23 protein-coding genes are annotated in these 26,918 nt (G+C 66.9%); 14 read left to right on the top strand and 9 right to left on the bottom strand.

Annotation, left to right across the window (positions count from 1 at the left end; genetic code table 11):
• Positions 1–28: 28 nt before the first annotated feature.
• From AB4Y92_RS19220 to AB4Y92_RS19205, 4 genes are all read left to right on the top strand, one after another.
• A complete protein-coding gene (locus AB4Y92_RS19220) occupies positions 29–1,228 on the top strand; it encodes a PqqD family protein (protein ID WP_441821113.1) in 1,200 nt (399 codons plus the stop codon).
• A 32-nt stretch (positions 1,229–1,260) separates the two neighbouring features.
• Positions 1,261–3,135: a tetratricopeptide repeat protein gene (locus tag AB4Y92_RS19215; protein ID WP_441821112.1), complete on the top strand. Its 1,875-nt coding sequence runs from the start codon at positions 1,261–1,263 to the stop codon at positions 3,133–3,135.
• Between the two features lie 524 nt (positions 3,136–3,659).
• On the top strand, positions 3,660–5,267 hold the full coding sequence (locus tag AB4Y92_RS19210) for a PKD domain-containing protein (protein WP_441821111.1): 1,608 nt from the start codon (positions 3,660–3,662) through the stop codon (positions 5,265–5,267).
• A gap of 78 nt (positions 5,268–5,345) precedes the next feature.
• On the top strand, positions 5,346–5,579 hold the full coding sequence (locus AB4Y92_RS19205; protein WP_441821110.1) for a hypothetical protein: 234 nt from the start codon (positions 5,346–5,348) through the stop codon (positions 5,577–5,579).
• Between the two features lie 866 nt (positions 5,580–6,445).
• On the opposite strand, the gene AB4Y92_RS19200 is transcribed toward AB4Y92_RS19205, so the two are convergent.
• Positions 6,446–6,973 (bottom strand): carboxymuconolactone decarboxylase family protein, encoded by a 528-nt coding sequence (locus AB4Y92_RS19200; RefSeq protein WP_057943949.1) that lies wholly within the window; start codon positions 6,971–6,973, stop codon positions 6,446–6,448.
• Between the two features lie 363 nt (positions 6,974–7,336).
• Complete coding sequence (locus AB4Y92_RS19195; protein WP_057943950.1) at positions 7,337–7,876, bottom strand: peroxiredoxin; 540 nt, start codon at positions 7,874–7,876, stop codon at positions 7,337–7,339.
• A 154-nt stretch (positions 7,877–8,030) separates the two neighbouring features.
• Here AB4Y92_RS19195 and AB4Y92_RS19190 point away from each other — a divergent pair, with 154 nt between their 5' ends.
• The gene (locus tag AB4Y92_RS19190; RefSeq protein WP_441821109.1) at positions 8,031–8,981 is read left to right on the top strand and encodes a LysR substrate-binding domain-containing protein; all 951 of its coding nucleotides are present in this window, start codon (positions 8,031–8,033) and stop codon (positions 8,979–8,981) included.
• 309 nt (positions 8,982–9,290) lie between these two features.
• Complete coding sequence (locus AB4Y92_RS19185; protein WP_441821108.1) at positions 9,291–10,931, top strand: peptide-N4-asparagine amidase; 1,641 nt, start codon at positions 9,291–9,293, stop codon at positions 10,929–10,931.
• Between the two features lie 117 nt (positions 10,932–11,048).
• Here the strand turns inward: AB4Y92_RS19185 and AB4Y92_RS19180 are convergent, their stop codons facing one another.
• Together AB4Y92_RS19180 and AB4Y92_RS19175 are read right to left on the bottom strand one after the other, a co-directional pair.
• The gene (locus AB4Y92_RS19180; protein ID WP_441821107.1) at positions 11,049–12,005 is read right to left on the bottom strand and encodes a DMT family transporter; all 957 of its coding nucleotides are present in this window, start codon (positions 12,003–12,005) and stop codon (positions 11,049–11,051) included.
• A gap of 265 nt (positions 12,006–12,270) precedes the next feature.
• Positions 12,271–12,543 (bottom strand): putative signal transducing protein, encoded by a 273-nt coding sequence (locus AB4Y92_RS19175; protein WP_057943955.1) that lies wholly within the window; start codon positions 12,541–12,543, stop codon positions 12,271–12,273.
• Positions 12,544–12,759: 216 nt separating this feature from the next.
• Between AB4Y92_RS19175 and AB4Y92_RS19170 the strand changes: the two genes are divergently transcribed.
• The 4 genes from AB4Y92_RS19170 (at position 12,760) to AB4Y92_RS19155 (ending at position 17,230) form a co-directional block, all read left to right on the top strand.
• Positions 12,760–14,529 (top strand): glutamine--tRNA ligase/YqeY domain fusion protein, encoded by a 1,770-nt coding sequence (locus tag AB4Y92_RS19170; RefSeq protein ID WP_441821106.1) that lies wholly within the window; start codon positions 12,760–12,762, stop codon positions 14,527–14,529.
• Positions 14,530–14,546: 17 nt separating this feature from the next.
• A complete protein-coding gene (locus tag AB4Y92_RS19165; RefSeq protein ID WP_441821139.1) occupies positions 14,547–15,101 on the top strand; it encodes a nucleoside deaminase in 555 nt (184 codons plus the stop codon).
• A 129-nt stretch (positions 15,102–15,230) separates the two neighbouring features.
• Positions 15,231–16,301, top strand: a complete 1,071-nt coding sequence (rlmM, locus tag AB4Y92_RS19160) for a 23S rRNA (cytidine(2498)-2'-O)-methyltransferase RlmM (RefSeq protein ID WP_441821105.1) — start codon at positions 15,231–15,233, stop codon at positions 16,299–16,301.
• A 236-nt stretch (positions 16,302–16,537) separates the two neighbouring features.
• Positions 16,538–17,230: a hypothetical protein gene (locus tag AB4Y92_RS19155; RefSeq protein ID WP_441821104.1), complete on the top strand. Its 693-nt coding sequence runs from the start codon at positions 16,538–16,540 to the stop codon at positions 17,228–17,230.
• Positions 17,231–17,630: 400 nt separating this feature from the next.
• Here the strand turns inward: AB4Y92_RS19155 and AB4Y92_RS19150 are convergent, their stop codons facing one another.
• Positions 17,631–19,496, bottom strand: coding sequence for a DUF1302 domain-containing protein (locus AB4Y92_RS19150; RefSeq protein WP_441821103.1), 1,866 nt, complete (start codon positions 19,494–19,496; stop codon positions 17,631–17,633).
• 209 nt (positions 19,497–19,705) lie between these two features.
• On the opposite strand from AB4Y92_RS19150, the gene AB4Y92_RS19145 reads away from it, so the two are divergent.
• Positions 19,706–21,010 (top strand): MFS transporter, encoded by a 1,305-nt coding sequence (locus AB4Y92_RS19145; protein ID WP_441821102.1) that lies wholly within the window; start codon positions 19,706–19,708, stop codon positions 21,008–21,010.
• A gap of 10 nt (positions 21,011–21,020) precedes the next feature.
• Here the strand turns inward: AB4Y92_RS19145 and AB4Y92_RS19140 are convergent, their stop codons facing one another.
• Genes AB4Y92_RS19140 through AB4Y92_RS19130 form a run of 3 tightly spaced genes read right to left on the bottom strand, consistent with a single transcriptional unit; the run spans position 21,021 to position 23,918 of the window.
• Entirely contained in the window at positions 21,021–21,338 is a 318-nt protein-coding gene (locus AB4Y92_RS19140; RefSeq protein WP_441821101.1) for a hypothetical protein, read from the bottom strand.
• On the bottom strand, positions 21,331–22,530 hold the full coding sequence (locus AB4Y92_RS19135) for an FAD-dependent oxidoreductase (protein WP_441821100.1): 1,200 nt from the start codon (positions 22,528–22,530) through the stop codon (positions 21,331–21,333). Before AB4Y92_RS19135 ends, AB4Y92_RS19140 begins: the two co-directional genes overlap by 8 nt.
• Positions 22,527–23,918 (bottom strand): FAD-dependent monooxygenase, encoded by a 1,392-nt coding sequence (locus AB4Y92_RS19130; protein WP_441821099.1) that lies wholly within the window; start codon positions 23,916–23,918, stop codon positions 22,527–22,529. Before AB4Y92_RS19130 ends, AB4Y92_RS19135 begins: the two co-directional genes overlap by 4 nt.
• 300 nt (positions 23,919–24,218) lie before the next feature.
• Between AB4Y92_RS19130 and AB4Y92_RS19125 the strand changes: the two genes are divergently transcribed.
• The 3 genes from AB4Y92_RS19125 to AB4Y92_RS19115 are packed head-to-tail and all read left to right on the top strand — an operon-like array spanning position 24,219 to position 26,289.
• The gene (locus AB4Y92_RS19125; protein WP_441821098.1) at positions 24,219–24,812 is read left to right on the top strand and encodes a hypothetical protein; all 594 of its coding nucleotides are present in this window, start codon (positions 24,219–24,221) and stop codon (positions 24,810–24,812) included.
• A gap of 8 nt (positions 24,813–24,820) precedes the next feature.
• The gene (locus tag AB4Y92_RS19120) at positions 24,821–25,375 is read left to right on the top strand and encodes a cob(I)yrinic acid a,c-diamide adenosyltransferase (protein WP_441821097.1); all 555 of its coding nucleotides are present in this window, start codon (positions 24,821–24,823) and stop codon (positions 25,373–25,375) included.
• A 2-nt stretch (positions 25,376–25,377) separates the two neighbouring features.
• Complete coding sequence (locus tag AB4Y92_RS19115; protein ID WP_441821096.1) at positions 25,378–26,289, top strand: histone deacetylase family protein; 912 nt, start codon at positions 25,378–25,380, stop codon at positions 26,287–26,289.
• Between the two features lie 56 nt (positions 26,290–26,345).
• Here the strand turns inward: AB4Y92_RS19115 and msrB are convergent, their stop codons facing one another.
• Positions 26,346–26,804 (bottom strand): peptide-methionine (R)-S-oxide reductase MsrB, encoded by a 459-nt coding sequence (gene msrB / locus AB4Y92_RS19110; RefSeq protein WP_441821095.1) that lies wholly within the window; start codon positions 26,802–26,804, stop codon positions 26,346–26,348.
• Positions 26,805–26,918: the final 114 nt, after the last annotated feature.

Here is a 26,918-nt window from a genome sequence, read left to right as displayed (position 1 = left end):
CAACGACCGTCCCATCGAGCATCCCGCAATGCCAAAGCAAGAGGAGCAGACGTACTTCGTCATTCCGCTGTCGGTTCAGCCCGAAGGCAATGGCTATTACATCGGCAACGCCGAGCTCAACGAGTTCTACGAGTTCCCCGAAGACGGTCTGCGCATCATCCAGATGCTGCGCGAAGGCGACAGCGCCGAGCGGATCAAGGCCGCGCTGGCCGCGCAGTCCGACGAAACCCTGGACGTGGACGACTTCATCGAGCAACTCGTAGAAATCGGCTTCATCCACCGCCAGCAGGATCAGCACCGCTACGACGAACAACTGGCCGAATCGGCCGCCGGCGACAAGCGCCTGTCGTTCAAGGGCAACCTGGCGCTGGCGCGCGCGCTGTTCTCGCCGCTTTCGCTGGTGGTCTATCTGGGCGTGATCGGCTATGCCGCGCTGAGCGCGTATCAAGACCCGCGCCTGCGCCTGAACCTGCAGGCGTTCTATCTCGAACAACACCTGACCCTGACCCTGGTCACGCTGCTGGTGCTGTACTTCCTCGCCACCATGCTGCACGAACTGGGCCACATGATGGCTGCGGCGCGCTACGGCGTGCATTCGCGGCTGGGCATCGGCAATCGCCTGTGGGACCTGGTCGCCGAAGCCGACCTGACCGGCATCCTGTCGCTGCCGCGCTCGCAACGCTATCTGCCGCTGATGGCCGGCATGATGGTGGACGTGCTCAATATCGCCTTGCTGACTCTGGCCATCGGCTGGTTGATCGACCACGGCGGCAACGCGTTTGTGATCCAGCTGCTGCAAGCGCTGATCCTGCAACTGCTGATCACGATCTCGTGGCAGTTCAATATTTTCCTGCGCACCGACATGTATTACGTCGTGTGCAATTTCTTCGGCAATCCGGACCTGGACCGGCAAGCGCGGATCTATCTGCGCGACCGCCTGCACCGGATCAGCTTCGGCCGTTTCGGCGAGGCCGCCGAAGCGATCGACCAACGCAACATCGGCGTGCTGCGCGCGTTCTCGCTGCTGTGGGTGGTCGGGCGGATTTCCGCGCTGATATTCCTCGCCTTCGTGCTGATCCCGACGCTCTCGCGCTACGTGCGCAAGGCCTACGACAGTTTCGCCAGCCCGCAGGCCACCCAGGCCACCGCGATGGACGCCGCCGGCTTCGCCGCGATCTCGGTGGCCCTCTTCGCCGGCGGCATGTACCTGTGGCTGCGCCGCCGCTGATTCCACCGACCCGAATGCATAAGGAGATTGCAATGAACCTCGCCGTCGGCGACACCGGACTGCAACGCCTGCTCCGACTCCATCCGGCCAACGCCGCCCCCGCCGCCGCGAACCCGGCGCGAGTGCTGGAGATCGACGCCGACTTCGCCCGCGACGGCACCTGGGCCGGCGCGCGCGAGCTGGCCGAGCGCGCTTACCTCGAACTGCTGGAACACGGCCGCGAAGATCTGATCGACGCGCACAACGCCGAACTGCACATGGCCTTGCCGCTGTATCGCGAGCGCATACCGCTCAAGTACGCCTGCCTGACCGATACCGCGCGCGACGCCGAGCGCACGCGCAATTTCCCGCTCGATCGCGCCTATCGCCTGGTCCATGGCCTGGTCGGCCTGGTGCTGGACTGGAAGCAGGCGGTCGCGCCGGGCGAGCCGTGGCTGGTGCTGGTGCGCCAGTACGACCATGCCCAGCATCTGGCGACGCGTTTGTTCGCCGAACTGGCCCGGCGCGCGGCGCGGCGCGGCGAAATCGCGGTGATCATCGACAGCGCGCTCGATCATGCCGAACTCGGCCGGCGCGCGCCCGGCCTGCAGACTTCGCCTGCGAGCGATGAGCTGCGCGCACGTCCGGTGCCGCCGCGCGCCGGCGCGCCCGGCGAGGCCGAAGGCGCCGCGCTGGAAGCCGAACTCGCCCGCGGCGGCGCGCTCGACTGGGAAATCAACGCGCCGCGCCTGCTGGCGTACCACCTCAGTCGCGGCGAATCGCTGGCGGCCGCGCAGGTCGCGCTGCGCGCGCTGTGCCTGTGCAATCACTACGGCTATTACCACGAGTCGGCCGGCTTCGCCGACACCGTGCTGCCGCATTTCGACGAGATGGTCGGCGACGACGAAGACGCGCGCTGGAACTACCTGGGCAATATTTTCCAGGGCATGGTCACCACCGATGCCGAAGTGCGCGCGCTGCGCCTGATCCTGGACTTGGCCGAGCCCCGGCTGACCCGGCGCGAACTGCGGGCGAAGATGCATTACCTGCTGTCGATGATCTACCTGCGTTATTCGAAAAAGCCCGATCTGGCGCTGGCCGAGCACTACATCCTGCTCGCCGCCGCCGACATCGATGCCGCCCGCGGCGAAATCCCCGATGCCGACCAGACGTTCCTCAAGGTGTTCATCGACAACGGTCTGGCTTTCCTGCGCGTGCGCCAGGGCCGGCCGCAGGACGCGCTGGCGCTGTGCCAGGAGGGTTACGCTCTGCTCACGCGCGAACTCGGCGAAGATCGCCACACCCTGCATCGCTCGGTGCTGCAGTACAACACCGCGCAGGTCTACGTGATGCTCGACCGCACCGAAGACGCGCTGGTGCATTACCGCAAGTCGATCGAGATGGACCCGTACTACTCCGAGTACTACAACGAAAGCGCCAACATCCTGCAGCGCGAAGAGCGTTTTGAAGAAGCGCTGCAGCTGTACGAATCGGCCGCGCGCTACAGCGCGCCGTACCCGGAGGTGCATTTCAATCGCGGCGTCTGCCATTCGCGCCTGGGCGAATGGGAACAGGCGCTGGCGTTCTTCGAACTGAGCCTGGAGCTCAATCCGGCGCAGCCGGAGATCCACGTGCTGCGCGCGGAAATCCACGAGGAACTCGACGATGCCGAGCGCGCCCTGGCCGATTACGACGCGGCGATCGCGCTCGCGGCCGATTCGGTGCCGGCGCGGGTCAACCGCGCGGTGATGCATTTCGGCCGCGGCCGCTACGATCTGGCGCTGTCGGACATGGACCACGTGATCGCGATTGACGGCGGACAGGCCGGTCATTACGAGAACCGCGCCGAGATCCACAAGGCCATGCGCCAGGACGAGTTGTACCGGCTCGATCTCGATCGCGCCGAGGCCTGTCGCGAGACGGCCTGAGGTTTCGGCCTGGGCGCTCAGGCTTCGAGCCTGAGCGCCTCGGCCGCAAGTGCGGTTCGGGCGGCGCCATCGGCAGCAATGGCGCCCTATCGCGGCATCTCATAACGGCATGGCTCGAAAGCGGGATCGCCATTGCGACTCCGCATCCGCCCCGCCCCTCGCATCGCACGCGGGCACCGCGCGCGAATCCGACTCCGCCTCGCCCCGATCGCGCAGCGGCTTGCTGCGCCGCAACGCGTGGCCCGCGCAATCCGTGCGCGCGTTCGAATTTCGCCATCGCCGCGCGAATCCATGCAGCGCCTTGATTGGCCGGGGAAAACCTTGACCGCGCGCCGGGTTTAAACGTTTTTACCCGTTTTAAATCGATCTAAATATTGACATGCCGGAATCGGCGCTCGCACTGTCAGCGCGTCGCCGGGGCTTGGCGACGAGCGTGCATTGCCGGACCGCGAACCTCATCGCGGCAGGCCGATGCGCATTACCGCCATTGCGTCGTCTTGACGCCCACCGCAGGGGATCGCTCCATGTCGAAGAAGTCGAACCAGAAACCGTCCGCGGCCTCGCGCCGCCTGATGCCGGCGCTCGCCGCGCTGAGCCTCGCCCTCGCCGCGCCGGCCGCGATCGGTGGCGAATCGGCGATCTTCGGCGGAGGCCCGTTCTATTCCGGCGGCCAGACCGTCATCAACGACCTGCGCGATTCGGGCTTCACCACGGTGTTCCTGTGGAGCATCCACATCGAGGACAACGGCGACCTGGTCTACAACGACATTCCGGTGGTCAAGAACGGCGCCTACGCCGGCGCCGACGCCGACTGGCCGGCGCGACTGGCCTCGCTGAAGACCGCGCCGACCTCGGTCAAGCGCGTGGAAGTCTCGATCGGCGCCTGGGGCGTGCCCGACTTCGAACGCATGGCCAAACTGGCCAACGGCACCGCCGCCGGCTGCGGCACCACCATCGTCTGCGGCACCGGCAGCACCAGCATCCTGTATCGCAATTTCCAGGCGTTGAAGACCGCCACCGGCGCCGATGCGGTCAACTTCGACGACGAAAGCCATTACAACGTCGCCGACACCACCACCTTCGGCCAGATGCTGGTCGGGCTGGGCTACAAGATCACCTTCGCGCCGTACACCAATCAATCGTTCTGGAAGGGCGTCAAGGACAACCTGGGCAGTTCGGTCGATCGCATCTACCTGCAGGTGTACGACGGCGGCGCCGGCAACGATCCGGCGAACTGGAACACCGCGATGGGCATGACCGTCATGCCCGGCCTTTGGACCAAGCACGGCAGCGGCTGCACCTCGGGCGACAGCCCCTCGCAAGTGCAGACGCGCATGGCCGGCTGGAAGACCAGCGCCGGCATCAGCGGCGGTTTCCTGTGGTTGTACGACGACATCCAGAAGTGCTGGGCGCAGGGCACCACCGCGCAATACGCCTCGGCGATCAATGCCGCCGTCAGCGGCAACACTCCGCCGGTGGCGAACTTCGGCGTCAGCATCAGCGGCCTGACCGCGAACTTCAGCGATTCCTCCAGCGACGCCGACGGCAGCATCGCTTCGCGCAGCTGGAATTTCGGCGACAGCGGCACCTCCACCGCGACCAATCCCAGCCACGCCTACGCCAGCGCCGGCAACTACACCGTCACCCTCACCGTGACCGACAACGGCGGCGCCACCAACACCAAGACTTCGACCGTGTCGGTCGGCGCGGGCAACGTCAACCTGGCGCTCAACAAACCGACCACCAGTTCTGCCGCGTGTAACAGCAACGAATCGGGGGCCAAGGCGGTCAATGGCAGCGTTTCGGGCGGCAACACGGACAAGTTTTGTTCGTTGACCTCGCCGTCGTGGCTGCAGGTCGATCTGGGCTCGGCGCAGACCGTCAGCAGCTTCACCGTCAAGCACGCCGGCGCGGGCGGCGAGTCGGCGACGTGGAACAGCAAGGCTTTCACCATCCAGACCTCGAGCAACGGCACGACCTGGAGCACGCCTGTGACGATCACCAACAACACCGGCAATTCCTCCACACATTCGATCACGGCGACTTCGGCGCGGTACGTGAAGCTCAATGTGACTACGCCTACGCAGAACACGGATCCGGCGACTCGGATTTATGAGTTCGAGGTGAGGTGAATGGTGTCAGGGGGATCTGATCGGCGCTAGGGCGCCGGTTTTGGGGTTGGGGTGTTAGGGGAGATCGGGGCCACCGTCATGCAGCGCATGGCGGTGGCTTTTTTTGTTTTGGCCCGGAAGCGCGACGGAACCCACAAAGCTGTTGTTGCTGTTGCTGTTGCTGTTGTTGCTGTTGCTGTTGTTGCTGTTGTTGCTATTGCTGCTGTTGTTGCTGCTGTTGTTGCCGTTGCCGTTGCCGTTGCCGTTGCCGTTGCCGTTGCCAAGATTCTGCTTCGCTTCGCCTCTGCTTTTGTAGTTGCTGGGTGCAGCTAGTAACTCGCGAGACCAGGGACACCCGGAGGGCGGCGCACATGGACGTGCGCCGGGTGCCACCTTGGGCAGGATGCCCAATGTGGCACCTGCCTACGTCGGCATCGCACTCGTGGCTTTTGACTCGAAACAGCCAAAGCGTTTTCTTTGGTTACTTTCTTTGTCGCTTTGGACAAAGAAAGTGACCCGCCGCTTTATGGCGGAAGCGTTTAGCGTTTGATCTTGCTTGTGGCTTCTAAGGCTTCTAAGGCTTCTAAGGAACCCGTAGCCCCTAATCGAAACAACCAGACCTGCGCACTCCCTCCTACCGTCATTCCCGCGAACGCGGGAATCCAGCGACTTCAAACGTTCTCGCACGAAAGGCCCTGGATTCCCGCGTTCGCGGGAATGACGGGCAAAAGAAGCCTCAAGCGAGAGCAAGAGCGAAAGCGAAAGCGAAAGCAGGATCAAACGCTTAAAGCTTCCGCCATGGAGCGGCGGGTCACTTTCTTTGTCCAAAGCCACAAAGAAAGTAACCAAAGAAAGGGCTTTAGCTGTTTCGAGTCAAGAGCCACGAGTGCGGTGCCTGCGCAGGCAGGTCCCACATTGGGCATCCTGCCCAAGGTGGGACCCGGCGCACGTCCATGTGCGCCGCCCTCCGGGTGTCCCTGGTCTCGCGAGTTACTAGCTGCGCCAAGCCAGAGCTGAAGCAAAGACGAAGCAAATCGCGGCAACAGCAATAGCAGCGACAACAGCAACAGCAAGAGCAAGAGCAACGGCGACAGCGACAGCGACAGCGACAGCGACGGGAAGATAACGCCCCCTAAAACGAAAATCGCCGGCTTTCGCCGGCGATCCCGTACAACCATGCCATCGGCCAAATCAACCGATCACATCTGCTCCAACGTCACCGCCACCGCATGCACCACCGCGCCGATCTTCAGCGCGCTCTGCACGCCCTGCGCGCTGATCTCATGCTTGCGCAACACCTTCTCGTGCGAATCCATGCAAGCCCCGCAACCGTTGATCGCCGACACCGCCAGCGACGCCAGCTCGAAGGTCATCTTGTCGATGCCCGGATTCGCCATCACGTTCATGCGCAAACCCGCGCGCAGCTGGCCGTACTCTTCGTTCTGGATCAGATGCGTGGCGCGGTAATAGATGTTGTTCATCGCCATCACCGCCGCCGCGGCCTTGGCGCCGTTGATCTCTTCCGGCGACAGCTTCTCGGCAGCGAATTCCTCCACCGCCGCAGCGAACGGCTTGTAGCGCGAGGCGATCGCGCAGGCCAGCGCGATCGCGCGGATCTGCTTGGCGTCCACGCCGGGCGAACCAGCGTCGCTGAGCACGCTGTCGAGGTTGAGCTTGAGGTCCTTGGCGTAATCGGGCAGCGAATTGCGAAGTTCGGAAAGGCTCATCGAAAACTCCTGAAATCTGCGGAAACCATCCGTCGGGCGACGGACACGCGTCAACGCCTGGCGGGCATGCGCAAGCGCACGGCTGGCTGGGATGACGATAAGAAAGGCGCCTGCGCTGACACGCCTGCGTGAGTAAGTGCGACCGGGGCGAACCCCGGCCGCGGGGCACATCCCGCACGGGAGGGAGGGTGGCCGGTACGACCGGCCGCATGCGGGTGTTGCCGAAAAAACCTGCGCTGGCGGCTCAGGCCGACAGCGCAGCAGAACCAGAGGGGAGCCGGGTCACGGAATCCGGCTCCGCCGCGGATCACTCCGGGCCGATCATCGCGTCGGGCCGCCCGTTGCCGGACGACCGCTCGCGAATCAAGCGACCTTGAGGGTGCTCTCGCCCTGGCTCCAGTTGCACGGGCACAGCTCGTCGGTCTGCAGGGCGTCCAGCACGCGCAGCACTTCCTGCGGGTTGCGGCCGACCGAACCGTCGGTGACGTAGACGAAGCGGATGATGCCGTCCGGATCGACCAGGAAGGTGGCGCGCTGAGCGACACCGTCGTCGGTCAGGATGCCCAGGGCCGAGGTCAGGTCCTTCTTGATGTCGGCCAGCATGGGGAACGGCAGGTCGCGCAGATCCTTGTGATCCTTGCGCCACGCCAGATGCACGAACTCGCTGTCGGTGGACGCGGCCAGCACCTGGCAGTCGCGGTCCAGGAACTGCTGGTTCAGATCGCCGAAACCCTTGATCTCGGTCGGGCAGACGAAGGTGAAGTCCTTCGGGTAGAAGAACACCAGCAGCCACTTGCCCTTGTAGGTGTCGTTGTCGATGTCGGCGAACGCGCTATCGAGACTGTCGATACCGACCGTGGCCTTGACCTTGAACTTGGGGAACTTTTCGCCGATCGAAAGCATGCGGATGACTCCTTGAGGGGATGGGATGGGTGGAAAGGGGTTGGGTGTAGCCGATGGGTACAACCTATGCCGTGTATGTTGCATCACAGCATTTGATTAATGAAATGAATTGTTCCTATTATGCCGATAGCCATCCTCAATTGACAGCCGTCGTATGAACCTTCGTGATCTTAAATATCTGGTCGCCCTGGCCGATCACAAGCACTTCGGCCGGGCCGCGGCCGCGAGCTTCGTCAGCCAGCCGACGCTGTCCACCCAGATCAAGAAGCTGGAGGAAGAGCTGGGCGTATCGCTGGTCGAACGCGCGCCGCGGCGGGTCATGCTGACGCCGGTCGGACGCGACATCGCCGAGCGCGCGCGCAAGGTCATCGCCGATGTCGAGCAGATGAGCGAGATCGCCCGCCGCAGCCAGGACCCGGAAGCCGGCACCGTGCGCCTGGGCCTGTTCCCGACGCTGGGGCCGTACCTGCTGCCGCACGTGGTGCCGGGCTTGCGTAAGCGCTTCCCGCGCCTGGAGTTGCTGCTGGTCGAAGAGAAGACCGACCAGATCCTCGCCCGCCTGCGCGACGGCCGCCTCGACGCCGGGCTGCTGGCGCTGCCGATCCACGACGATCAACTGCACGTCGAGCCCTTGTTCGACGAACCCTTCCTGCTGGCGGTGCCGCAGCAGCATCCGATGGCCGGGCGCGACTCGCTGGACCTGCACGATCTGGACGATCAGCACCTGCTGCTGCTGGAAGAAGGCCACTGCCTGCGCGAACAGGCCCTGGACGTCTGCCGCCTGTCCGGCGCCGACGAGCGCGACGGGTTCCGCGCCACCAGCCTGGAAACGCTGCGGCAGATGGTCGCCGCCGGCGTGGGCATCACCTTGTTGCCGATGCTGGCGGTGCAACCGCCGGTGCCGCCGTCGCCGGACATCCACCTGCTGAGCTTCAACGGCGAATCGCCGCATCGTCAGGTCGGCATGCTGTGGCGGCGCAGCTCGGCGATGTCGGATTTCCTGATGCAGCTGGCCGATGAGTTGCGCAAGTTGCCGGCCTCGCTGCTGCAGCCGCCAACGCGCACGCTGGGCGATAAGAACAAAAGCCTGCGCGAGTCCACCTGAGCCCGTCGAAGTCTTTTGTAGGAGGGGCTTCAGCCCCGATGTTTTTCGTTACGACGCAGTGATCTGACAAAAAAGCATCGGGGCTGAAGCCCCTCCTACAAAAGACTTCGAAACCGATCTGACGATTTGCGCCAACACACGGCGCCGGCGAACTGAGGCATCCGTCGCAGGATTGCCCGCATCGCGCCACACGCGCACCTTGCCGCCTCGCACTCGAAGCCGGAAGCTCGGAACCGCCCCGCCCATCGCGACGCCGCCGCATTCCGCAGCCCTCGCCATGGCCTTCCCTCCGCTTACGAGATCACCCACATGCGATCACGCCTACCCTCGCGCCTGTCCGCCGCCGCGCTCGGCCTGCTGTGCCTCAGCGCCGCGCCGGTGTTCGCCGCCGACGAATTCGGCAGCGACTGGGACGACCCGCGCACCGCCGACCCTCCGGTGGCCCGCCCGGATACGCGCAGTTGCACCGTCGAAGTACTGAACACCGCGTTCGCCGATTTCGACTGGCACCTGGGCGCGATCGCGCCGCCGGCCGCCTGCCCCGGGCCGTGGAGCAAGGTGGTGCTGGAAATGGACGGCCAGGTGAAAGGCGTGCAGTTCGATCGCCTGGGCTATCTGCAGATCGGCGGCATGACCGTGCTGTCCACCAGCACCCCGGAGCCGTCGCGCGACGGCATCGGCTGGCATGTCGAAAAAGACATCAGCGCCTACGCGGCCTTGCTGAAATCGCCGCAGCAGGTGCGCATGTACCTGGGCAACGTGGTCAACCAGACCTACACCGGCGTGATCTACGTGCAGGCGCGGGTCGTGTTCTACAACGCCGACCGCCGCCACCCGGCGCCGGACAGCGCCGATGCGGTGGCGCCGTTGAGTAACGAACGCCGCGACGGCAGCGATCTGATCGGCGACTACACCCTGCCGGCCAACGCCACGCGCTGGATCGGCGAGGTCTACGCCACCGGTTCGGGCGGCGGCTGCGAAGAATTCTGGTACTTCACCGCGCCGCCGGAAGCGAACTACTCCTGCCCCGCCCAGCACGGCCCGTACCGCGAAGTGCAGGTGCTGATCGACGGCCGCGTCGCCGGTATCGCCATGCCGTATCCGCACATCTACACCGGCGGCTGGTCGAATCCGTTCCTGTGGTACGTGCTGCCGGCGCCGCGCGCGTTCAATATCGAACCGATCCGCTACGACCTGTCGCCCTTCATCGGCGCGGTCAACGACGGCCGCGCGCACGAAGTGCGGTTCCGCGTCGCCAACCTGCCCGACGGCGCCTCCGGCTGGACCTTGCAGCCGAACCTGCAGGCCTGGACCGACGCGCGCCGCGCCGCCACCGGCGGGCGCCTGCTCAGCTACGAGTTGACGCCGCTGGCGGCCGAGTCGAAGTACAGCGCATTGCCGGACGGGAATTTCCAGGTCGATACCCGCGGCGGCCATCGCCTGCGCGCGAGCGGTTACGTCGAAACCTCGAAGGGCCGCGAATACACCACGGTCGAACGCATCGTCGGCAACACCAATCTGCACGGCTGGGGCGCGGACGAAAATCCCGACGGCATCCAGGGCGAATGGAACGACACCCAGACCGTCACCCGCCTGGGCCGCGGCCTGCCTAGCGTGTCGAGGCAATCGCAACGCTTCGGCCTGGACGGCTCGATCAGCGTGCTGCCTTCGGGCACGGCGCAGCGCATCGTGACCAAGATGAAGATCTCCGATGAGGCCAACACCTTGCAGACCCCGGCCCCGGGCCAGCCGGCGCTCGCGCAGATCAAGCGCAACCGCTTCGAAGGCGAAGCCGGCTGGAACTACGGCGTGCCGCGGCCGGAACGGCATGCGACCGGGCACTCGACGCAGCGCCACCGCAGCATCGGCACGCAGGGTTGCTACGACCACGAAATTTCGCAGAGCAACGGGTTCATCGCGACCGATCGCTATCGCTGCGGACAGCCCTGATCGCATCGCGGCACGCCTTGCCCCGCGTTTCGGCGCGGGGCAAGGGTGAGGCTGCGGTTGGTCGGATCGAAAGGCGTCGGGGCTGAAGCCCCTCCCACATAAGCGCAAGCAGAAAACTTATGCGGACGGGTCTTCAGCTTCGCCGGCTTGCTTGCGCGGGCCGAACAAGGGCTGATCGCCGCGTGCAAGGCCAAGGAAGATGCCCGCCAGCGACAAGGCGATGCCGATCAGTTCGATCCCGCCCAATCGCTTATGGAAGAACAGCACGTCCCAGACGTAAGCCAGCAGCGGCTGCAGCAACAGACACAGGCCGACCACGCCCGCGGGCAGCTTCGGCATGGCGCGGCCGATCACCAGCCAGCCCAGCACCTGCGCGATCGCGGCGTAGGCGGTCAGGATCATCCAGTCGCGCGCGCTCGCCGGCAGCAGGGTTTCGCCGCCGAACGGCACGATCGCGCCGAGCATCGCCGCCGATCCCAGGCACAGCCACCACTGCAGGGCCTCGTTCGGCGTCTGGCCACGGCGCGACTGCGCGGCGCGGAACGCGAGCAGGAAGCCGCCGTACAGCAAGGCCGCGGCCAGCGCGAACGCCACGCCGATGCGGAAGCGCGCGTCCATGTGCTCCCAGCCCGGCGCCAGCAGCAGCGCCAGCCCGACCAGGGCCATGCTCAGGCCCAGCCACAGCTTCCAGCCGGCGCGTTCGCCCAGCCAGATCGCGCCGACGCCGGCCAGCACGAACACCTGGAAATTCGCCAGCAAGGTCGATAAGCCCACGCCGACGTAGAGGATGCTGCGGTGCCACAGCCACAGGTCCAGCGCCAGGAACGCCGCGCCCAGCATGACCAGCCCGAGCACCCGGCCCTCGGGCCGCCAATGGCGCAGGCGACCGCGCCGCCACGGCTGGCCGAGCAGCACCAGCAGAATCACCGCCGCCAGCGCCATGCGCCAGAACGCCGAGGCGGCCGGGCCGATCTGCACCAGTTTGACGAACACCGCCGAGCTGCTGATGACGCTGGCGCCCAGCAGCATCTGCAGCAGCGCGCCGCGCGAGGCGGCTTGAGAGGAGGCGTTCATGCGCGCCTCCGGAAATACAGTCGTATCGATCGCATCGCGAAAACTCCGGTCGATCCGTCCACGGCCCGGGCCCTGGACGGGGCGCCGCCTCGCGGCGGCCGGCACCGGGCCGGTCGCGCCGCGACGGGCGCTTCAATGGGGATAGGTTGATTGGGTCGGGTCGGAACCCGGCCCGGCCCGCAATTTCAGGTCGCGGACCCGTGGCGCCTCGGCGCCTCGGCCGAACCGCCGGCGAAACCGGGCCGCGAGGCCCGGAACGCGGCGTTCAGGCCGGAAGCCAGCCCGGCGGCGGCATCGCCGCGAGCGGCTCCGGCTCGGCCGGCGGCGGCTCGCCCAGCGACAGCTGCTGGACCACCTCGCGCGCCTGCGGCCAGACGATTTCCGGCACGCACACCTGCACCGCGCCGAACAACGGCAACTCGCCGAGCCCGCCGACCAGCGCCTCGCCACGCAGAAACACCGGAATCCCGGCGTCTTCCAGCGCGTGCCGGACCAGGTGGGCATCGATCAGATGGGCGGCTTCGTAGACGACTTTCATCGTCGCTGTCCTTCGGCCTGCGCGGCCTTGCGAGTCTGCGGCCAGCATACGCCGCCACGCCGCGCCGGGCGCGCCGGCCGCCGCCCCGCGCGCGCGATCGGCGCCGAAACAGCCATCCGGGCAAGCTCGCCCCCGGCCGGCGCGGACCGCCTCGCACGGGCAAGCCGGCCCGGCACCGGCTAAACTCCCGATTCTCTCTTTCTCAAGATGCATTGCATGTCCGCCGATCCTTCCCGTCTTGCCCCCGAATATCCCGCCGACAGCGCCGCCCCGGCCGCGGTCAGACAGGATTTCGTCCGTCAGATCGTTCGCGACGACCTGGCCAGCGGCAAGCACCAGGGCGTGCGCACGCGCTTTCCGCCCGAGCCCAACGGCTACCTGCACATCGGCCATGCCAAGGCGATCTGCCTGGATTTCGGCGTCGCCAACGAGTTCGGCGGCCGCTGCAACCTGCGCTTCGACGACACCAACCCGGCCAAGGAAGACCCCGAATACGTCGAGGCGATCCAGGACGACGTGCGCTGGCTCGGTTTCGAATGGGCCGAGCTGCGCCACGCCTCGGATTACTTCGAGCTGTTCTATCTGGCCGGCGAAAAGCTGATCCGCCAGGGCGACGCCTTCGTCTGCGACCTCAGCGCCGAGGAAGTGCGCGCCTACCGCGGCTCGCTCAACGAGCCGGGCCGCAACTCGCCGTACCGCGACCGCAGCGTCGAGGAAAACCTCGACCTGTACCGGCGCATGCGCGCGGGCGAGTTCGCCGACGGCGCGCGCACCCTGCGCGCGAAGATCGACATGGCCTCGGGCAACATCAATCTGCGCGACCCGGCGCTGTACCGGATCAAGAAGGTCACCCACCAGAACACCGGCGACGCCTGGCCGATCTATCCGATGTACGACTTCGCCCATTCGCTCAGCGACTCGTGCGAAGGCATCACCCATTCGCTGTGCACGCTGGAGTTCGAAGACCACCGCCCGCTGTACGACTGGTGCGTGAGCAAGGTCGATCTGCCCCATTCGCCCGAACTGCTGGCGCCGCTGCTGGCCAAGGGTTTGCCGAACGAAGCGGCGATTCCGCGTCAGATCGAGTTCTCGCGCGCCAACCTCAACTACACCGTGATGAGCAAGCGCAAGCTCATGGTGCTGGTGCAGGACAAGCTGGTCGATGGCTGGGACGACCCGCGCATGCCGACCCTGCAGGGCATCCGCCGCCGCGGCTACACCGCCGCCGCGATCCGCCTGTGGGCCGAGCGCCTGGGCGTGAGCAAGCAGAACTCGGTGATCGACTACTCGGTGCTGGAAGGCTGCCTGCGCGAAGACCTCGACGCGGCCGCGGCGCGGCGCATGGCGGTGATCGATCCGCTCAAGCTGGTCATCACCAATCTGGACGATTCGCACGAAGAATCGCTGCACTTCTCCAATCATCCCAAGGACGAGAGCTTCGGCTCTCGCCAGGTGCCGTTCTCGAACCAGTTGTGGATCGAGCGCGAGGATTTCGAGGAAGTGCCGCCGAAGGGCTTCAAGCGCCTGATCCCGGGCGGCGAAGTGCGCCTGCGCGGCGCCGGCATCCTGCGCTGCGATGAAGTGATCAAGAACGAGGCCGGCGAAATCGTCGAACTGCGCGGCACGCTCGATCCTCAATCGCGTCCCGGCATGGCCGGCGCCGATCGCAAGATCAAGGGCACCATCCACTGGGTCAGCGCGCGCCATGCGCTCGCGGCCGAAGTGCGGCTGTACGACCGCCTGTTCGACGTGGCCGCGCCCGACGACGACAGCGACGGCAAGACCTACAAGGATCACCTGAATCCGAACTCGCGCCGCACCGTCACCGGTTATGTCGAACCGGCCGCGGCGCAGGCCGCGCCGGAGCAGGCGTTGCAGTTCGAGCGCGTGGGCTACTTCGTCGCCGATCGCTACGACCATAACCCGCAGCAGCCGGTGTTCAACCGCAGCGTGACGCTGCGCGATACCTGGGCGAGCAAGGAATGAGTCCGAAAATCCCCTATCTGCTGACCGGCTCGGTGCAGCTGGCGCTGCCGGAATGGATCGACGAAGCGGTCGATCGCCAGCGCGCCTACCTCAACGATGAGGACAAGGTCGCACTGGCGGTCGAATTGTCCCGGCGCAACATCGAGCTGGGCACCGGCGGCCCGTTCGGCGCGGCGGTGTTCGACAGCAACGGCCTGGTGGTCGGCGTCGGCGTCAACCGCGTGGTGCCGCAGAACTGCTCGGTCGCCCACGCCGAGATGATGGCCTTCATGTGCGCGCAAGCGGCGCTGAGCGCGTTCCGGCTCAACGACATCGGCCCGATGACCCTGGCCACCTCGGCGCAGCCGTGCTGCATGTGTTACGGCGCCAGCTTCTGGGCCGGCATCGACCATCTGCTGATCGGCGCGCGCTCGGAAGATGTGATGCGCCTGACCGAATTCGACGAAGGCCCGCTGCCGGCGGACTGGATCGGCGAACTGGAACGCCGCGGCATCGCCGTGCGCCGCGACCTGCATCGCGACGCCGCCTGCGACGTGCTGCGCCGTTACGGCGAGAGCGGCGTTTCGTACTGATCCGACGTTTCAAGGAGTAGATGCGGCGCGAGCCGCGGCGACGCTCCTGCAATCCACCGCGCCGGTTCGCGAATCGGCGCGGTCGCGGTTCGCACCGCTCCTACCCTTTGCTTCCGCGAGTGTCCCACGATGACCGACTCCGCCCTGTTGTGTTGGTGCCGCGCCGGCTTCGAACCCGAACTCGCCGCCGAATTGAGCGAACGCGCCGCGCTCGCTGGCCACCCCGGTTATGCGCGCACCCAGCGCAACAGCGGCTACGTCGAATTCATCGTCGAGGACGCCGCCGCGCTGTCGCGCGCGCTGCCGTGGTCGAAGCTGATCTTCGCCCGGCAAAAGCTGGTGCGTCTGGCCGATCTGCCCAACTTGAATCCGACCGACCGCATCACCCCGATGCTGGCCGCGCTCGATGCGCTGGGCGGCTCGGGCCTGAACGTGTCGATGTTCGGCGAGCTGTGGGTCGAGCACCCCGACTCCGACGACGGCAAGCCGCTGGCCGGTCTGGCGCGCAGCTTCGGCAACGCGCTGCGCCCGGCGCTGCGCAAGGCCGGATGGCTGAGCAAGACCGACGACGCGCGCCGGCCGCGTCTGCACGTGGCGTTTCTGGCCGGCGATCACGCCGTGCTGGCGATGTCCGAGCCGCACGACAGCGCGCCGTGGCCGTTGGGCATCGCGCGCCTGCGCATGCATCCCGACGCGCCCAGCCGCTCCGCGCTCAAGCTCGAAGAAGCGCTGCTGACCCTGCTCGACGACGAAGAACGCGAACGCCGCGTGCGCGACAACATGCAGGCCGCCGACCTGGGCGCCGCGCCCGGCGGCTGGACTTGGGTGCTGATGCGCAACGGCATGAAGGTCACCTCGGTCGATAACGGCCCCTTGAAGCAGGCGCTGCTCGACAGCGGCCGCGTCGATCATCTGCGCGCCGACGGCTTCACCTGGCAGCCCAAGCGCACGCTCGACTGGATGGTTTGCGATATGGTCGAGTCGCCCGCGCGCGTGGCCGAGCGCATGGCCACCTGGTTCCGCGAGAACTGGTGCCGGCAGGCGATCTTCAACCTCAAGCTGCCGATGAAAAAGCGCTGGGAAGAAACGCGCATCTGCCTGGAAGCGTTCGAGCACCAAGCGCATCGGCCGATGATCGTGCGCGCGCGTCAGCTGTATCACGATCGCGAAGAGATCACGGTGTTCGCTACGCCGAAGTAAGCGGCGCGTTCGGGCGCGATGGCTGCGGTTCATCGCGGTGATGCGCAGGTGATGTGCGCATGTCGCACGCGCAATTCACCGGCGCTTTCATTCCGCGGCGTGCGATAGCGCAGCGACGTTGCAGTTCGCAATTCATCCGCGCCGAACCGCGCCGTTCAGCGCGGGTTTCGAAGATTGACACCCGATTGATCCGCACAGGGCTAGCGTCGGGCCTCTCCCAAGCGCGAGGCTCCGCCATGAAGCAGCACGCGAACCAACGACACTCCCTGCTCGCCTTGACCCTGCTGGCCGCGATAGCGAGCGCCGGCGCCGCATCGGCGCAGGTTCCGGCCAAGGTCGAATCCAAGCACGAGGCGATCGAGAAAGCCGACGTCGCCGCGGCGCAGGCGCAAGCCGCGCGTCAGGACGCGGCAAGCGCGCAAACAGCGGCGCGCGCGGCGGCCAACACCCGCGACCAGGGCGCGATCAGCGCACGCGGCGCGGTAGCGGCGCAAATCACCGCCGAGCAAGCCAAGAGTTCGGCCATCGATGCGCAGACCGCCGCGCGCCAGGCCGTGCGCGCCTCGGAAGCCGCGCGTTCGGCGCAGGCCGCCGCGGTCTCCGGCAGCAACCCGACCGGCGCGGCGATCCAAGCCCAGGCCGCCATGAGCGAAGCGCGCACCGCGACCGCGATCGCGACCGATGCCACCAGCGTGGCGCAGGCCGCGGCCGCGGCGACCGCGGAAGCCAATCAGCTGCCGGCGACGGTGGTGGCTCCGCCGTCGGATGGGCGCAATGTCGATTTCGTCGCGCTCGATATCGATGGCGATGGGACCTTGACGCGCAGCGAGGCACGCGCGTTTACGCCGCTGAGCGCTAATTTCATCGCGGTGGATGTCAATGCCGATGGGGTGTTGAGTGCTAGCGAGATTGCGGGGTGGAGGCGGTAAGCGTCGGAACGAGAGGCCGCCGTTCCTGCGGGAGGGCGGCCTCTCCTTCAATTCGTAGAAACCAAATACGTCGCATCGCAGAAGCCGGATACGTCGATCCTTTAGCAACACCCTCCAGGACCGTCATTCCCGCGAACGCGGGAATCCAGGGCCTTTCGTGCGAGAACGCTTGAAGTCACTGGATTCCCGCCTTCGCGGGAATGACGGCCTGGAGAGATGGCGCTGAAGTCTCTGGATGTTCGGCTTCGCCGAAGTGAGGCGGAGCCCGCCTTCGCGGGAATGACGAGCGTAAAGTTTCGCGAGGCATGACGACCAAATGCGTGCATGGGTTTGCCATCCCTTGTCGATTCCACATCCCAAGTCGCGTCCACATCCCAAGTCGCGAACCAAACCACATCACTCAGAACGTAGCCCCCACCGCAACACTGGCGAAATCATGATCCGCCAGCGCGTCGTAACGCGCACTACTGGCATAGTCGGTATAGCTGACACTGGCGAAGTAGTTCTTTCCATACTTCGCCAGCAACCCCAAAGTCAGCTGCCGACGATCCTCAACCAGCTGATTGTCGATCGCATAACCACGCACATCGTGGCCAAAACTCAAACTCGGCGACAACGTCCAGGCACCGCCCGGCGCGTAGTCCAGTTGCGCGCGCAGCCGATAACCCCAGGCATTGCGCGTATAGAACCCTTCGTCGACACAGCCGCGCGGATTCTGCACCGGCGGACACACGCCGCCGTAGCCTTCCGGCGAGAACCCCCAATGGAAGCCGCGCCCATAGCGCGCCTGGCCCAAGGCAGGCAAATCGGCATGACTGTAGGCGACTTCGCCCGACACCGACGCCTGCTGCGCGCCCAGCACGCCGGTGAAACTGCGATGGAAATTCAGCAGCAATTGGCTCTTGCCGACGCGGTCATAGCCGCGCAACAGCCCGCTCGGCGGCAACACCGCGTTGCGTTGGCCGATCGGCCCGCCGTTGCTGGTCAGCGCGCGGAACATGTCCGCGGTATTGAGCTGCACCGGCTGGTCCTGCGTGTGCGACAGCTCGGCGCCGAGCTTCCAACCTTTGACGCGGGCATCGAAACTCAGGCCGAAGATGCGGATGTCGTCGGGGTATTCCCACGACACGCGGATGGTCGACAGCCGCGCGGACAGTTGCGCGTAAATCGTCGGCACGCCGGCGGCGATCAGCCGCGGCGCCAGGGTCGGATCGGTGAGCGCGGAGTCCATCGTGATCGCGTCCAGATACGGCGCACGCGAATTGATCCGCAGGTAGTACGCGCCCCAACCCAGGCCACGCGGTTCGTCGCGATAACGCAGCGCCAGGCCCCATTGCCCCGAATCGCTGCCGTAACGGTCGCGATCGCGCGGCAGGACCGCGCCCATCGATTGCATGAAGCCGTCGCTGAGCCACGGCCCGGCGTCGGGCGATGCGCTGTTGATCGGGTAATAGGCATTGGTCTGGATGCCGGCACAGCCGCGATCGAAGCCCAGATCGCTGCCGGAGAAGAACGTACCGCACGGATCGTATTCCGACGCGCGCCAGTTCCATTGCCAGAACCCTTCCAGGCTCAGCTTGGAATCCAGCGTCCATTTCGCCCACAGCATCTCGACCGGAATCTGCGCTTCGCTGGCGGCATCGGTGCCGGGCCGGCGCAAGGTCGTGTAGTCGATCGGATTGACCTGGTTGACACCCTGCAGGAACAGGCCGTTGCCCCACTTCACGCTTTGCTTGCCCACGCGCAGATCCAGCGCGCTGTCTTCGTCCAGTTTCAGATGCCCGTAAACATAGGCGTTGAGCCACAGGAATCCGGAGAACTTGTTCGAGCGCGACAAGCCGGCATCGCTGAGCGGCGCGTGCGCATCGAACCCGTTCGGCACGTTGCCTTGCGCGACTTCGCGATTGTCGAGCGTGGCGTCGTACCAGGTGCGCGCGCTCAGGTTCACACCGACGTCGCGGTATTTCAGATCGACCGATTGCACGATCTTGAACAAGGTCGAAAACGCATCGCCGCGATCGAAGTTCAGATTGCCGTCGTCGGCGGTATCGGCGCCGTTGCCGCCCTTGGCGCGGCCGTCGGAGGCGAAACCCTTGCCGAGCAGGTGCGGCTTTGGCTTGTCGGTGCGCACCGAAGTACCGGCGACGACGCGGGTGTTCCATTGGCCCTGAATACGGCCGTCGGCGAGTTCGAATTCGGCCGCGCGCACGGCCGGCGACGACAGGATCACAGCGAGCGCGGCCGGTAGAACTGCGATGGCCGGCACGTGCGCGCGCAAGGCGGCAAGCGCGCCTGAAAAGGGAGAAGAGAACAAAATACAGCTCTGCGGGGGAACGGAGACCCTGTGTTTCTAGCATCGGCCGCGCGGCCCCCGCACTACTACTTTAGGCCGGATCACACATCCTGTGACTTGCGTCGGCCCGGCGTTGCGGCATAGTGCCTTGCCTCCCCCGTCCGCCCGACACGCCGCACGCCATGACCGCCACAACGATCGTTCCCGACGCCGCTCGCCCGCTGAATCGCAGCGACTTCCGCACCTTGCTGCTGTCCGCGCTCGGCGGCGCGTTGGAGTTCTACGATTTCGTCATCTTCGTGTTCCTGACCGAGACTTTGCGCCATCTGTTCTTCCCGCCGGACATGCCGACCTGGCTCGGCACCTTGCAGATCTACGGCATCTTCGCCGCCGGTTATCTGGTGCGGCCGATCGGCGGCATCATCATGGCCCACTTCGGCGACCGCTCCGGACGCAAGCGCATGTTCACGCTCAGCGTGTTCCTGATGGCGCTGCCGACGCTGTTCATCGGCCTGTTGCCGGTGTACGCGCAGATCGGCATCGCCGCGCCGCTGTTGCTGCTGGCGCTGCGCATCGTGCAGGGCATCGCGATCGGCGGCGAAGTGCCGGGCGCATGGACTTTCGTCGCCGAACATGCGCCACGCGGCCGCGTCGGTTTCGCTTGCGCGACGCTGTCGGCGGGACTCACCGCCGGCATCCTGATCGGTTCGCTGATTTCCACCGCGATCAACACCTGGTTCACGCCCGAACAAGTGCTGGGCGGGGTCTGGCGCGTGCCGTTCGTGATCGGCGGCGTGTTCGGTTTCCTGGCGGTGTATCTGCGCCGCTGGCTCAGCGAGACGCCGGTGTTCGCGGCGATGCGCGCCAGCCGCCAACTGGTGCAGGAATTGCCGCTCAAGCAGGTGCTGCGCAATCACCTGGACGGCGTGGTGCTGTCGATGCTGGTGACGTGGCTGCTGACCGCGGCGATCGTGGTGATCATCCTGATGACGCCGACCATCGTGCAGCAGAAGTTCGGCATTGAACCGGCGCGCGCGTTCCTGGGCAATTCCCTGGCGGCGTTCTTCCTGACTTTGAGCGCGGTCGGCGGCGGCTTGCTGGTGGACAAGCTCGGCCGCGGCAAGGCGCTGCTGATCGGCTCGCTGGGCGTGTTGGCCAGCAGCTTCGCGCTGTATTACGACCTCAACCACGGCGCGCACAACTTCCTGCCGCTGTATGCGTTGGCGGGCGTGTTCGTCGGCGTGGTCGGGGTGATCCCGGCGGTGATGGTGGCGTCGTTCCCGGCGCCGGTGCGGTTCTCGGGCTTGTCGTTCTCATACAACGTCGCCTACGCCGTGTTCGGCGCGCTGACGCCGCCGCTGATCGGCTACATGGCCTCGCATCTGGGCGGCATGGCGCCGGCGTATTACGTGATGGGCGTGGCGGTGGTCGGGGTGCTGGTGTCGGTGTATCTGCTCAATACGCGGCAGCGGTTCCACGAAGACTGATCCGGCCGGATCAACACACCATCACGAATCCGTTGACGAACACGAGCAGGCCGAGCACCCACGATCCCAACATCACCGCGGCCGCCAGGATCAGCAGCGGCACGCGCCGGGTCCAACGCTGAGTGCGCGTGGCGCGCACCGCGCCGATCGCGATGGCCAGCCCCAGCAGCAGGAACAGGCCGAACACGCTCCAGCCCGCGGCCCAGAACAGCGTAGATTTCTCCCCGCTTTCCGGCGGGCATTGGCGGGTGGCGACGGCCGCGCCCGACACCACCATGCACAGCGCGGCGCCGCAGCGCGCGGCCCATCGTCCGCTCGACTCAGACACCCGCCGCGCGGCGCCAGAAATAATGCGTCAACGGCGGCAACTTGCCGGCCAGGCCGAGCATCGGCCCGCGCAGCATCGTCGCGGCGAAATCGTCGTTCGAGAACAGTTTGTTCAAGCTGTCGAAGCCGTACGCGGCCAGAGCGTTTTCGCTGCGGCGTTCGCGCGCCCAGCGCGCCAGACGCGTGGGCGAACCCGGATCGAGCCCGCGCTTGCGCGCCTGCGCCAGCGTTTCGCGCAAACCGGCGATATCGCGCAGGCCCAGGTTGACTCCCTGCCCGGCCAGCGGATGCACCACGTGCGCGGCGTCGCCGGCGACGACGACGCGGCCGGAGACGTAGCGCTCGGCCAGCTGACGGCGCAGCGGAAACGCGGCGCGCTTGGACGCCAGGGCCAGCGCGCCCAGGCGCCCGGCGAAGGCGCGTTCGAGCGCGTTCGCGAATGCGTTCTCGTCCAGGCCCAGCAGGCGGTCGGCCTCGTTCGCCGGCAAGGTCCACACGATCGAACTGCGGCGGTCGCGCGCGCCTTCTTCGCCCTGCGCCGGCAGGAACGCCAACGGCCCGCTCGGCAGGAATCGCTGCCAGCAGGTCGCCTCGTGGCTCAGTTCGCTGTCGATGTAAGCGACCAGACCGCGTTGGCCGTAGTCGTGCGCCGGCGCCTGTATGCCGGCCAGTTCGCGCAGTCTGGATTCGGCGCCGTCGGCGGCGATCAGCAAGCGCGAGCGCAGGCGACGGCCGCCGGCCAGCACCACGCCGACGCTGTCGGGCGCATCGAGTTCCAGCGCTTCGACCTGATCGGGGCAATACATCTGCACGCCCGCCGCCGGCAGCGCCGACCACAGGCGATCGACCAGCAGGCCGTGTTCGACGATCCAGCCCAGCTCGCGCCGGCCGAAGGCGTCGGCATCGAAATGCAGCTCGCCGCCGCCGGCCGCGTCCCACACCCGCATCGTGCGGTAGGGCTGCACGCGCGCATCGCGCACCGACGGCCACACGCCCAGATTGTCCAGCAGCGCGGCGTTGTCCGGAGCGAATGCGTACACGCGCAGGTCGGGCTGTTGCGACGACCACGGCGCGGGTTCGCGCGCTTCGACCAGGGCCACCTCGAAACCGTCCCGGGCGAACCCCAGCGCCGCCGCCGCGCCGACCACGCCGGCGCCGACCACGACGATGTCCAACATCTCGCGCCGGCTCATGCGCGGCCTCCCGCGCCCCAGGCATCGGCACCGGTTTCGCCGCGGCACAGCGCCGGGACGTCGCCGCGATAACCCATCGCGCCGCCGACCAGCATCGATTGCGCGGTCGGCAGCCGGTCCAGCGCCAGCAATCCCAGGCTGCGCAGCGGACGCAGCAAGGGCGTGGCGTTGGAGGCGATGCGCGCCAGCGAGTCGGAGAAATTCACCGTGCGCTCGCGGTCTTCGGCGCGGCGGCGCGCGTAACGTTCGAGCAGATCGGCGCTGCCGCAATCGGCTTGCGCCGCGTTCGCGCTCAAGTCGTGTTCGATCAGTTCGGCCAGGGTCATCGCGTCGCGCAACCCCAGGTTGAAACCCTGCGCGCCGATCGGGTGGATGGTCTGCGCGGCATTGCCGACCAGCACCGCGCGGCGCGCGGTGGTGCGGCGCGCCAGCACCCGGATCGCCGGATGCATGCCGCGCGCGCCGCAGGCGACGAAGCGGCCGGCGCGCCAGCCGAAGGCTTCTTGCACGCGCGCCAGGAAGCCGGCCTCGTCGAGCGCGGCGACCGCGTCGGCTTCGGCGTTGGCGACGCCGTGGATCAGGCCGTAATGGCGATCGCCGCGCGGCAGCAGCGCGGTCGGGCCTTCATCGCCCAGGCGCTCGTAGGCGGTGCCGTCGGGCGCGCGTTCGCAGCGCAGACGGGCGATGAACAAGGTCTGGCCGTAGTCGTATTCGTCCGCGCCGATGTCCAGCGCTTCGCGCACGCCGCTGCGGGTGCCGTCGGCGGCGATCAACAGGCGCGCGCGCAGCACGCGTTCGCCGGCGCCGTCGGCGACGCGGATCGCGCGCCACCCGAAGCCCGCGCCAGTCGCGACGTCTACGCCGCGCCGGGACGATGCATCCGCATCACCCGCCTGAGTTTCGCCGGCCGAACCCACATCGCGTTCACACGTTTCGTCGGCCAGCCCCACGAACCTTACCGGCCGATAGCGCTGCAGCCGCGGCAGCTCGGCCAGGCGCGCCTCCAGCGCTTCGCCGAAATCGCGCGCGACCACGATGCGGCCGAACTCTTCGCGGCCGTAGCGCTGCGCGTCGAGCACGGCGCGGCCGAAATCGCCGCGGCGGCTGATGTGGATGCGGCGGATCGAGCCGGTCGGCGCGCGCAGTTTCTGCAGCACGCCCAGCGCGCTCAACGCGTTGACGGTGGCTTCGGCGAAGCTGAGGTTGCGCTCGTCGAACACCGCCGGCAGCGCGCCGGGCGGCGCGGCTTCGATCAGGCCCACGTCCAGGCCGATCCGGTCCAGGGCGATGGCGAGACTGGCGCCGACCAGTCCGCCGCCGACGATCAGGACATCGTGGCTGGCGTGGACGGCGGCGTGCGGAGACTGCTGCGTGGCGTCGGAAGTCATGCGTTCATGATACGGCGGCGTCCGTGCAGCGTCTGTTCGGATCGGGTTGGATGGATGTGGGTGGCTGACAGAAGAGCGTCGGGCCTGAAGGCCCTCCCACAACACACTTCGCGGCCACGCAATCTTTTGTGGGAGCGCCTTCAGGCCCGATGCTTTCCGCTCAGACCTAGCGAATCAATCACTTAGAGAGACAGCGCCTCCCAGCCCGCGACCGCCCCCGCAAGCAAACCGGCACTTTGGTCGCAGGTTCCTTAGAATGTGCGGATCGACGCGCCGGTCCGGCGTCAGGAGACCGAACCCATGAAGCCGAACACCCGCAACAGTCTGATCCTCGCCCTGCTGGCCGTGTTGATGGTCGCTACCCGCGTCAATCACTGGACGCCGATCCCCGACGCATCCTGGGCGGTGTTCTTCATCGGCGGCTTCTACCTGCGCACCTGGACCCGCTGGGCGTTCCCGCTGCTGATGGCGCTGGCGGTGGCGATCGACTACGCCGTGATCACCCGTCAGGGCATCAATTTCTGGGAGCACTACTGCGTGTCGGCGGCGTACTGGTTCCTGGTGCCGGCGTACTTCGCGATGTGGGCCGGCGGCCTGTGGGTGTCGCGCAACTACAGCCGCAGCTGGCGCACGCTGGGCCTGACCGCGGTCGCGCTGATCGGCTCGGTCGCGCTGTGCCAGTTGCTGAGCCAGGGCAGCTTCTACTGGATCTCCGACTCGGTGCAGGACAAGTCCTTCGCCGGCTGGGCCGCGAACTACTTCGAATGGCTGCTGCCGTACCTGCGCACCACCGCGACCTATGTCGGCATCGCCACCGTGGTCCAGGCCATCGCCGCGAGCGCCAGCAAGGCCGACAAGCCGCTGCCGGCGCCGAACGATCACAACCAGCGCTGATCGGCCCGATGGGCAACCGTCTTTCGAAAATCTATACCCGTACCGGCGACGACGGCAGCACCGGCCTGGGCGACGGCAGTCGCACCGGCAAGGACTCGGCGCGCGTGGATGCCTACGGCACGGTGGACGAGGCCAACTCGACCATCGGACTGGTGTTGGCGAGCGATCTGCCGGCATTGGTTCGCGATCAGCTGGTCGCGATCCAGCATCAGATGTTCGACCTCGGCGCGGAGCTGTGCATCCCCGGCCACGCGGCGATCTTCGATGCCGACATCGATCGCCTGGAGCAGTGGCTGGACGGCCATAACGACGACCTGCCGGCGCTGAAGGAATTCATCCTGCCCGCCGGCGGCGAAGCTGCTGCGCGCTGCCACATCGCGCGCACCGTGGTGCGCCGCGCCGAACGCGAAACCGTGGCGCTGTCGCGCCTGGAAAGCGTGCGCCCCGAAGCGGTGCGTTACCTCAACCGCCTGTCCGACCTGTTGTTCGTGATCGCCCGCGTGCTGGCCCGCGCCGGCGGCCATGGCGAGGTCACCTGGAACCACGAGCGCCGCAAGGGCTGATCGTGCGCATCTACACGCATCCGGCCTGCACGCGCCACGACCCGGGTCCGGGTCATGCCGAGCGGCCGTTGCGTCTGGTCGCGGTGACCGAGGCGCTGCGCGAGGCCTATCCGGATCTGCAATGGTGCGAAGCGCCGCTGGCCAGCCGCGGCCAGTTGCTGCGCGCGCACGGCGACGGGCTGTTGTCGCTGGTGCTCGACAGCGTGGTCGATGGGCCGATGCAACTCGATCCGGACACCGTACTCGCGCCGGGCTCGGCCGAAGCCGCGTTGCGCGCGGCCGGCGCCGGCGTGGCCGCGGTCGATGCGGTGATCAAGGGCGAGGACAAGCGCGTGTTCTGCGCGGTGCGGCCGCCCGGCCATCACGCCACCATCGATGCGGCGATGGGCTTTTGCCTGTTCAACAACATCGCCGTCGCCGCCGCCCACGCCTGCGAGAAGCACGGGCTGACGCGGGTGGCGGTGATCGATTTCGACGTCCATCACGGCAACGGCACCCAGGCGATCTTCGATACCGATCCTAGGGTGATGTACGTCAGTTCGCACCAGATGCCACTGTATCCGGACACCGGCTACGTGCACGAGCGCGGCGTCGGCAACATCGTCAACGCGCCGCTGCCGCCGGGCACGGGCAGCGAAGGCTTCCGCCGGGTCTGGCGCGAACGGCTGCTGCCGACCATCGACGGCTTCCGTCCGCAACTGGTGCTGATCTCGGCCGGCTTCGACGCGCACAAGCGCGACCCGCTGGCGCAGGTGGAACTGGACGGCGAGGATTTCCACTGGATCACCGCCGAACTGGTGGCGATCGCCGAGCGCCATGCGCTGGGCCGGGTGGTGTCGATGCTGGAAGGCGGCTACGACCTGGCCGCGCTGCGCGAGAGCTCGGTGGCGCATGTCGGCGCGTTGATGGCCTGAGTCCCGCGCGGGACGGGCCCGACCCGGACCAGGTCCGGATCGGGCCGCGGGCGATCTCAGCCCGGGGTTTTGCCGTCGTCGCCGCGGAATCCCAGCGACGCCGAATTGATGCAGTAACGCAACCCGGTGGGCTTGGGGCCGTCCGGGAACACGTGCCCCAGGTGCGAGTCGCAGCGCGCACATTTGACCTCGATCCTGCGCATACCGTGACTTTCGTCGGCATGTTCGGCCACCGCGTCGGCACTCAATGGCTGGTAGTAGCTGGGCCAGCCGCTGCCTGAGTCGTACTTGGCCTGCGAGGAGAACAGCGGCTCGCCGCAGGCCACGCAGGTATAGGTGCCGGCTTCCTTGTGATTCCAGAAACGGCCGGTGAAGGCGCGCTCGGTGGCCGAGCAACGGCACACGGCGTATTGCTCTGGCGACAGTTGCTCGCGCCATTCAGCTTCGCTCTTCTCGACCGCCGGCGCGGCCGGGTTGGAATCGGTGCCGGAGTTGGGGCGGGGATGCTGGCTCATGTCTCCTCCAAAAGGCGGGCGGGCCGGCGCCGGGAACGCTCAGGTCCGGGCCGGCGGGCGTTCGCGGAACTGAACGCCGGAGCCCGATAGATGGCGTTCGCGTTGCCCGCTTGC

The sequence above is a fragment of the Lysobacter sp. TAB13 genome (genome assembly GCF_052113885.1).
Classification (GTDB): Bacteria; Pseudomonadota; Gammaproteobacteria; order Xanthomonadales; family Xanthomonadaceae; genus Lysobacter; species Lysobacter gummosus.
The sequence above is the reverse complement of the archived record's forward strand: the minus strand, read 5'-3'. Positions and strand labels throughout refer to the sequence as shown.

Coding starts and splice junctions, on each gene's coding strand:
- AB4Y92_RS19170 (WP_441821106.1), top strand. CDS start 12,760: ATGTCCGCCGATCCTTCCCGTCTTGCCCCCGAATATCCCGCCGACAGC.
- AB4Y92_RS19145 (WP_441821102.1), top strand. CDS start 19,706: ATGACCGCCACAACGATCGTTCCCGACGCCGCTCGCCCGCTGAATCGC.
- AB4Y92_RS19155 (WP_441821104.1), top strand. CDS start 16,538: ATGAAGCAGCACGCGAACCAACGACACTCCCTGCTCGCCTTGACCCTG.
- AB4Y92_RS19135 (WP_441821100.1), bottom strand. CDS start 22,530: ATGAGCCGGCGCGAGATGTTGGACATCGTCGTGGTCGGCGCCGGCGTG.
- AB4Y92_RS19210 (WP_441821111.1), top strand. CDS start 3,660: ATGTCGAAGAAGTCGAACCAGAAACCGTCCGCGGCCTCGCGCCGCCTG.
- AB4Y92_RS19180 (WP_441821107.1), bottom strand. CDS start 12,005: ATGAACGCCTCCTCTCAAGCCGCCTCGCGCGGCGCGCTGCTGCAGATG.
- AB4Y92_RS19215 (WP_441821112.1), top strand. CDS start 1,261: ATGAACCTCGCCGTCGGCGACACCGGACTGCAACGCCTGCTCCGACTC.
- rlmM (WP_441821105.1), top strand. CDS start 15,231: ATGACCGACTCCGCCCTGTTGTGTTGGTGCCGCGCCGGCTTCGAACCC.
- AB4Y92_RS19125 (WP_441821098.1), top strand. CDS start 24,219: ATGAAGCCGAACACCCGCAACAGTCTGATCCTCGCCCTGCTGGCCGTG.
- AB4Y92_RS19195 (WP_057943950.1), bottom strand. CDS start 7,876: ATGCTTTCGATCGGCGAAAAGTTCCCCAAGTTCAAGGTCAAGGCCACG.
- AB4Y92_RS19130 (WP_441821099.1), bottom strand. CDS start 23,918: ATGACTTCCGACGCCACGCAGCAGTCTCCGCACGCCGCCGTCCACGCC.
- AB4Y92_RS19205 (WP_441821110.1), top strand. CDS start 5,346: ATGCAGCGCATGGCGGTGGCTTTTTTTGTTTTGGCCCGGAAGCGCGAC.
- AB4Y92_RS19175 (WP_057943955.1), bottom strand. CDS start 12,543: ATGAAAGTCGTCTACGAAGCCGCCCATCTGATCGATGCCCACCTGGTC.
- AB4Y92_RS19190 (WP_441821109.1), top strand. CDS start 8,031: ATGAACCTTCGTGATCTTAAATATCTGGTCGCCCTGGCCGATCACAAG.
- AB4Y92_RS19220 (WP_441821113.1), top strand. CDS start 29: ATGCCAAAGCAAGAGGAGCAGACGTACTTCGTCATTCCGCTGTCGGTT.
- msrB (WP_441821095.1), bottom strand. CDS start 26,804: ATGAGCCAGCATCCCCGCCCCAACTCCGGCACCGATTCCAACCCGGCC.
- AB4Y92_RS19120 (WP_441821097.1), top strand. CDS start 24,821: ATGGGCAACCGTCTTTCGAAAATCTATACCCGTACCGGCGACGACGGC.
- AB4Y92_RS19185 (WP_441821108.1), top strand. CDS start 9,291: ATGCGATCACGCCTACCCTCGCGCCTGTCCGCCGCCGCGCTCGGCCTG.
- AB4Y92_RS19200 (WP_057943949.1), bottom strand. CDS start 6,973: ATGAGCCTTTCCGAACTTCGCAATTCGCTGCCCGATTACGCCAAGGAC.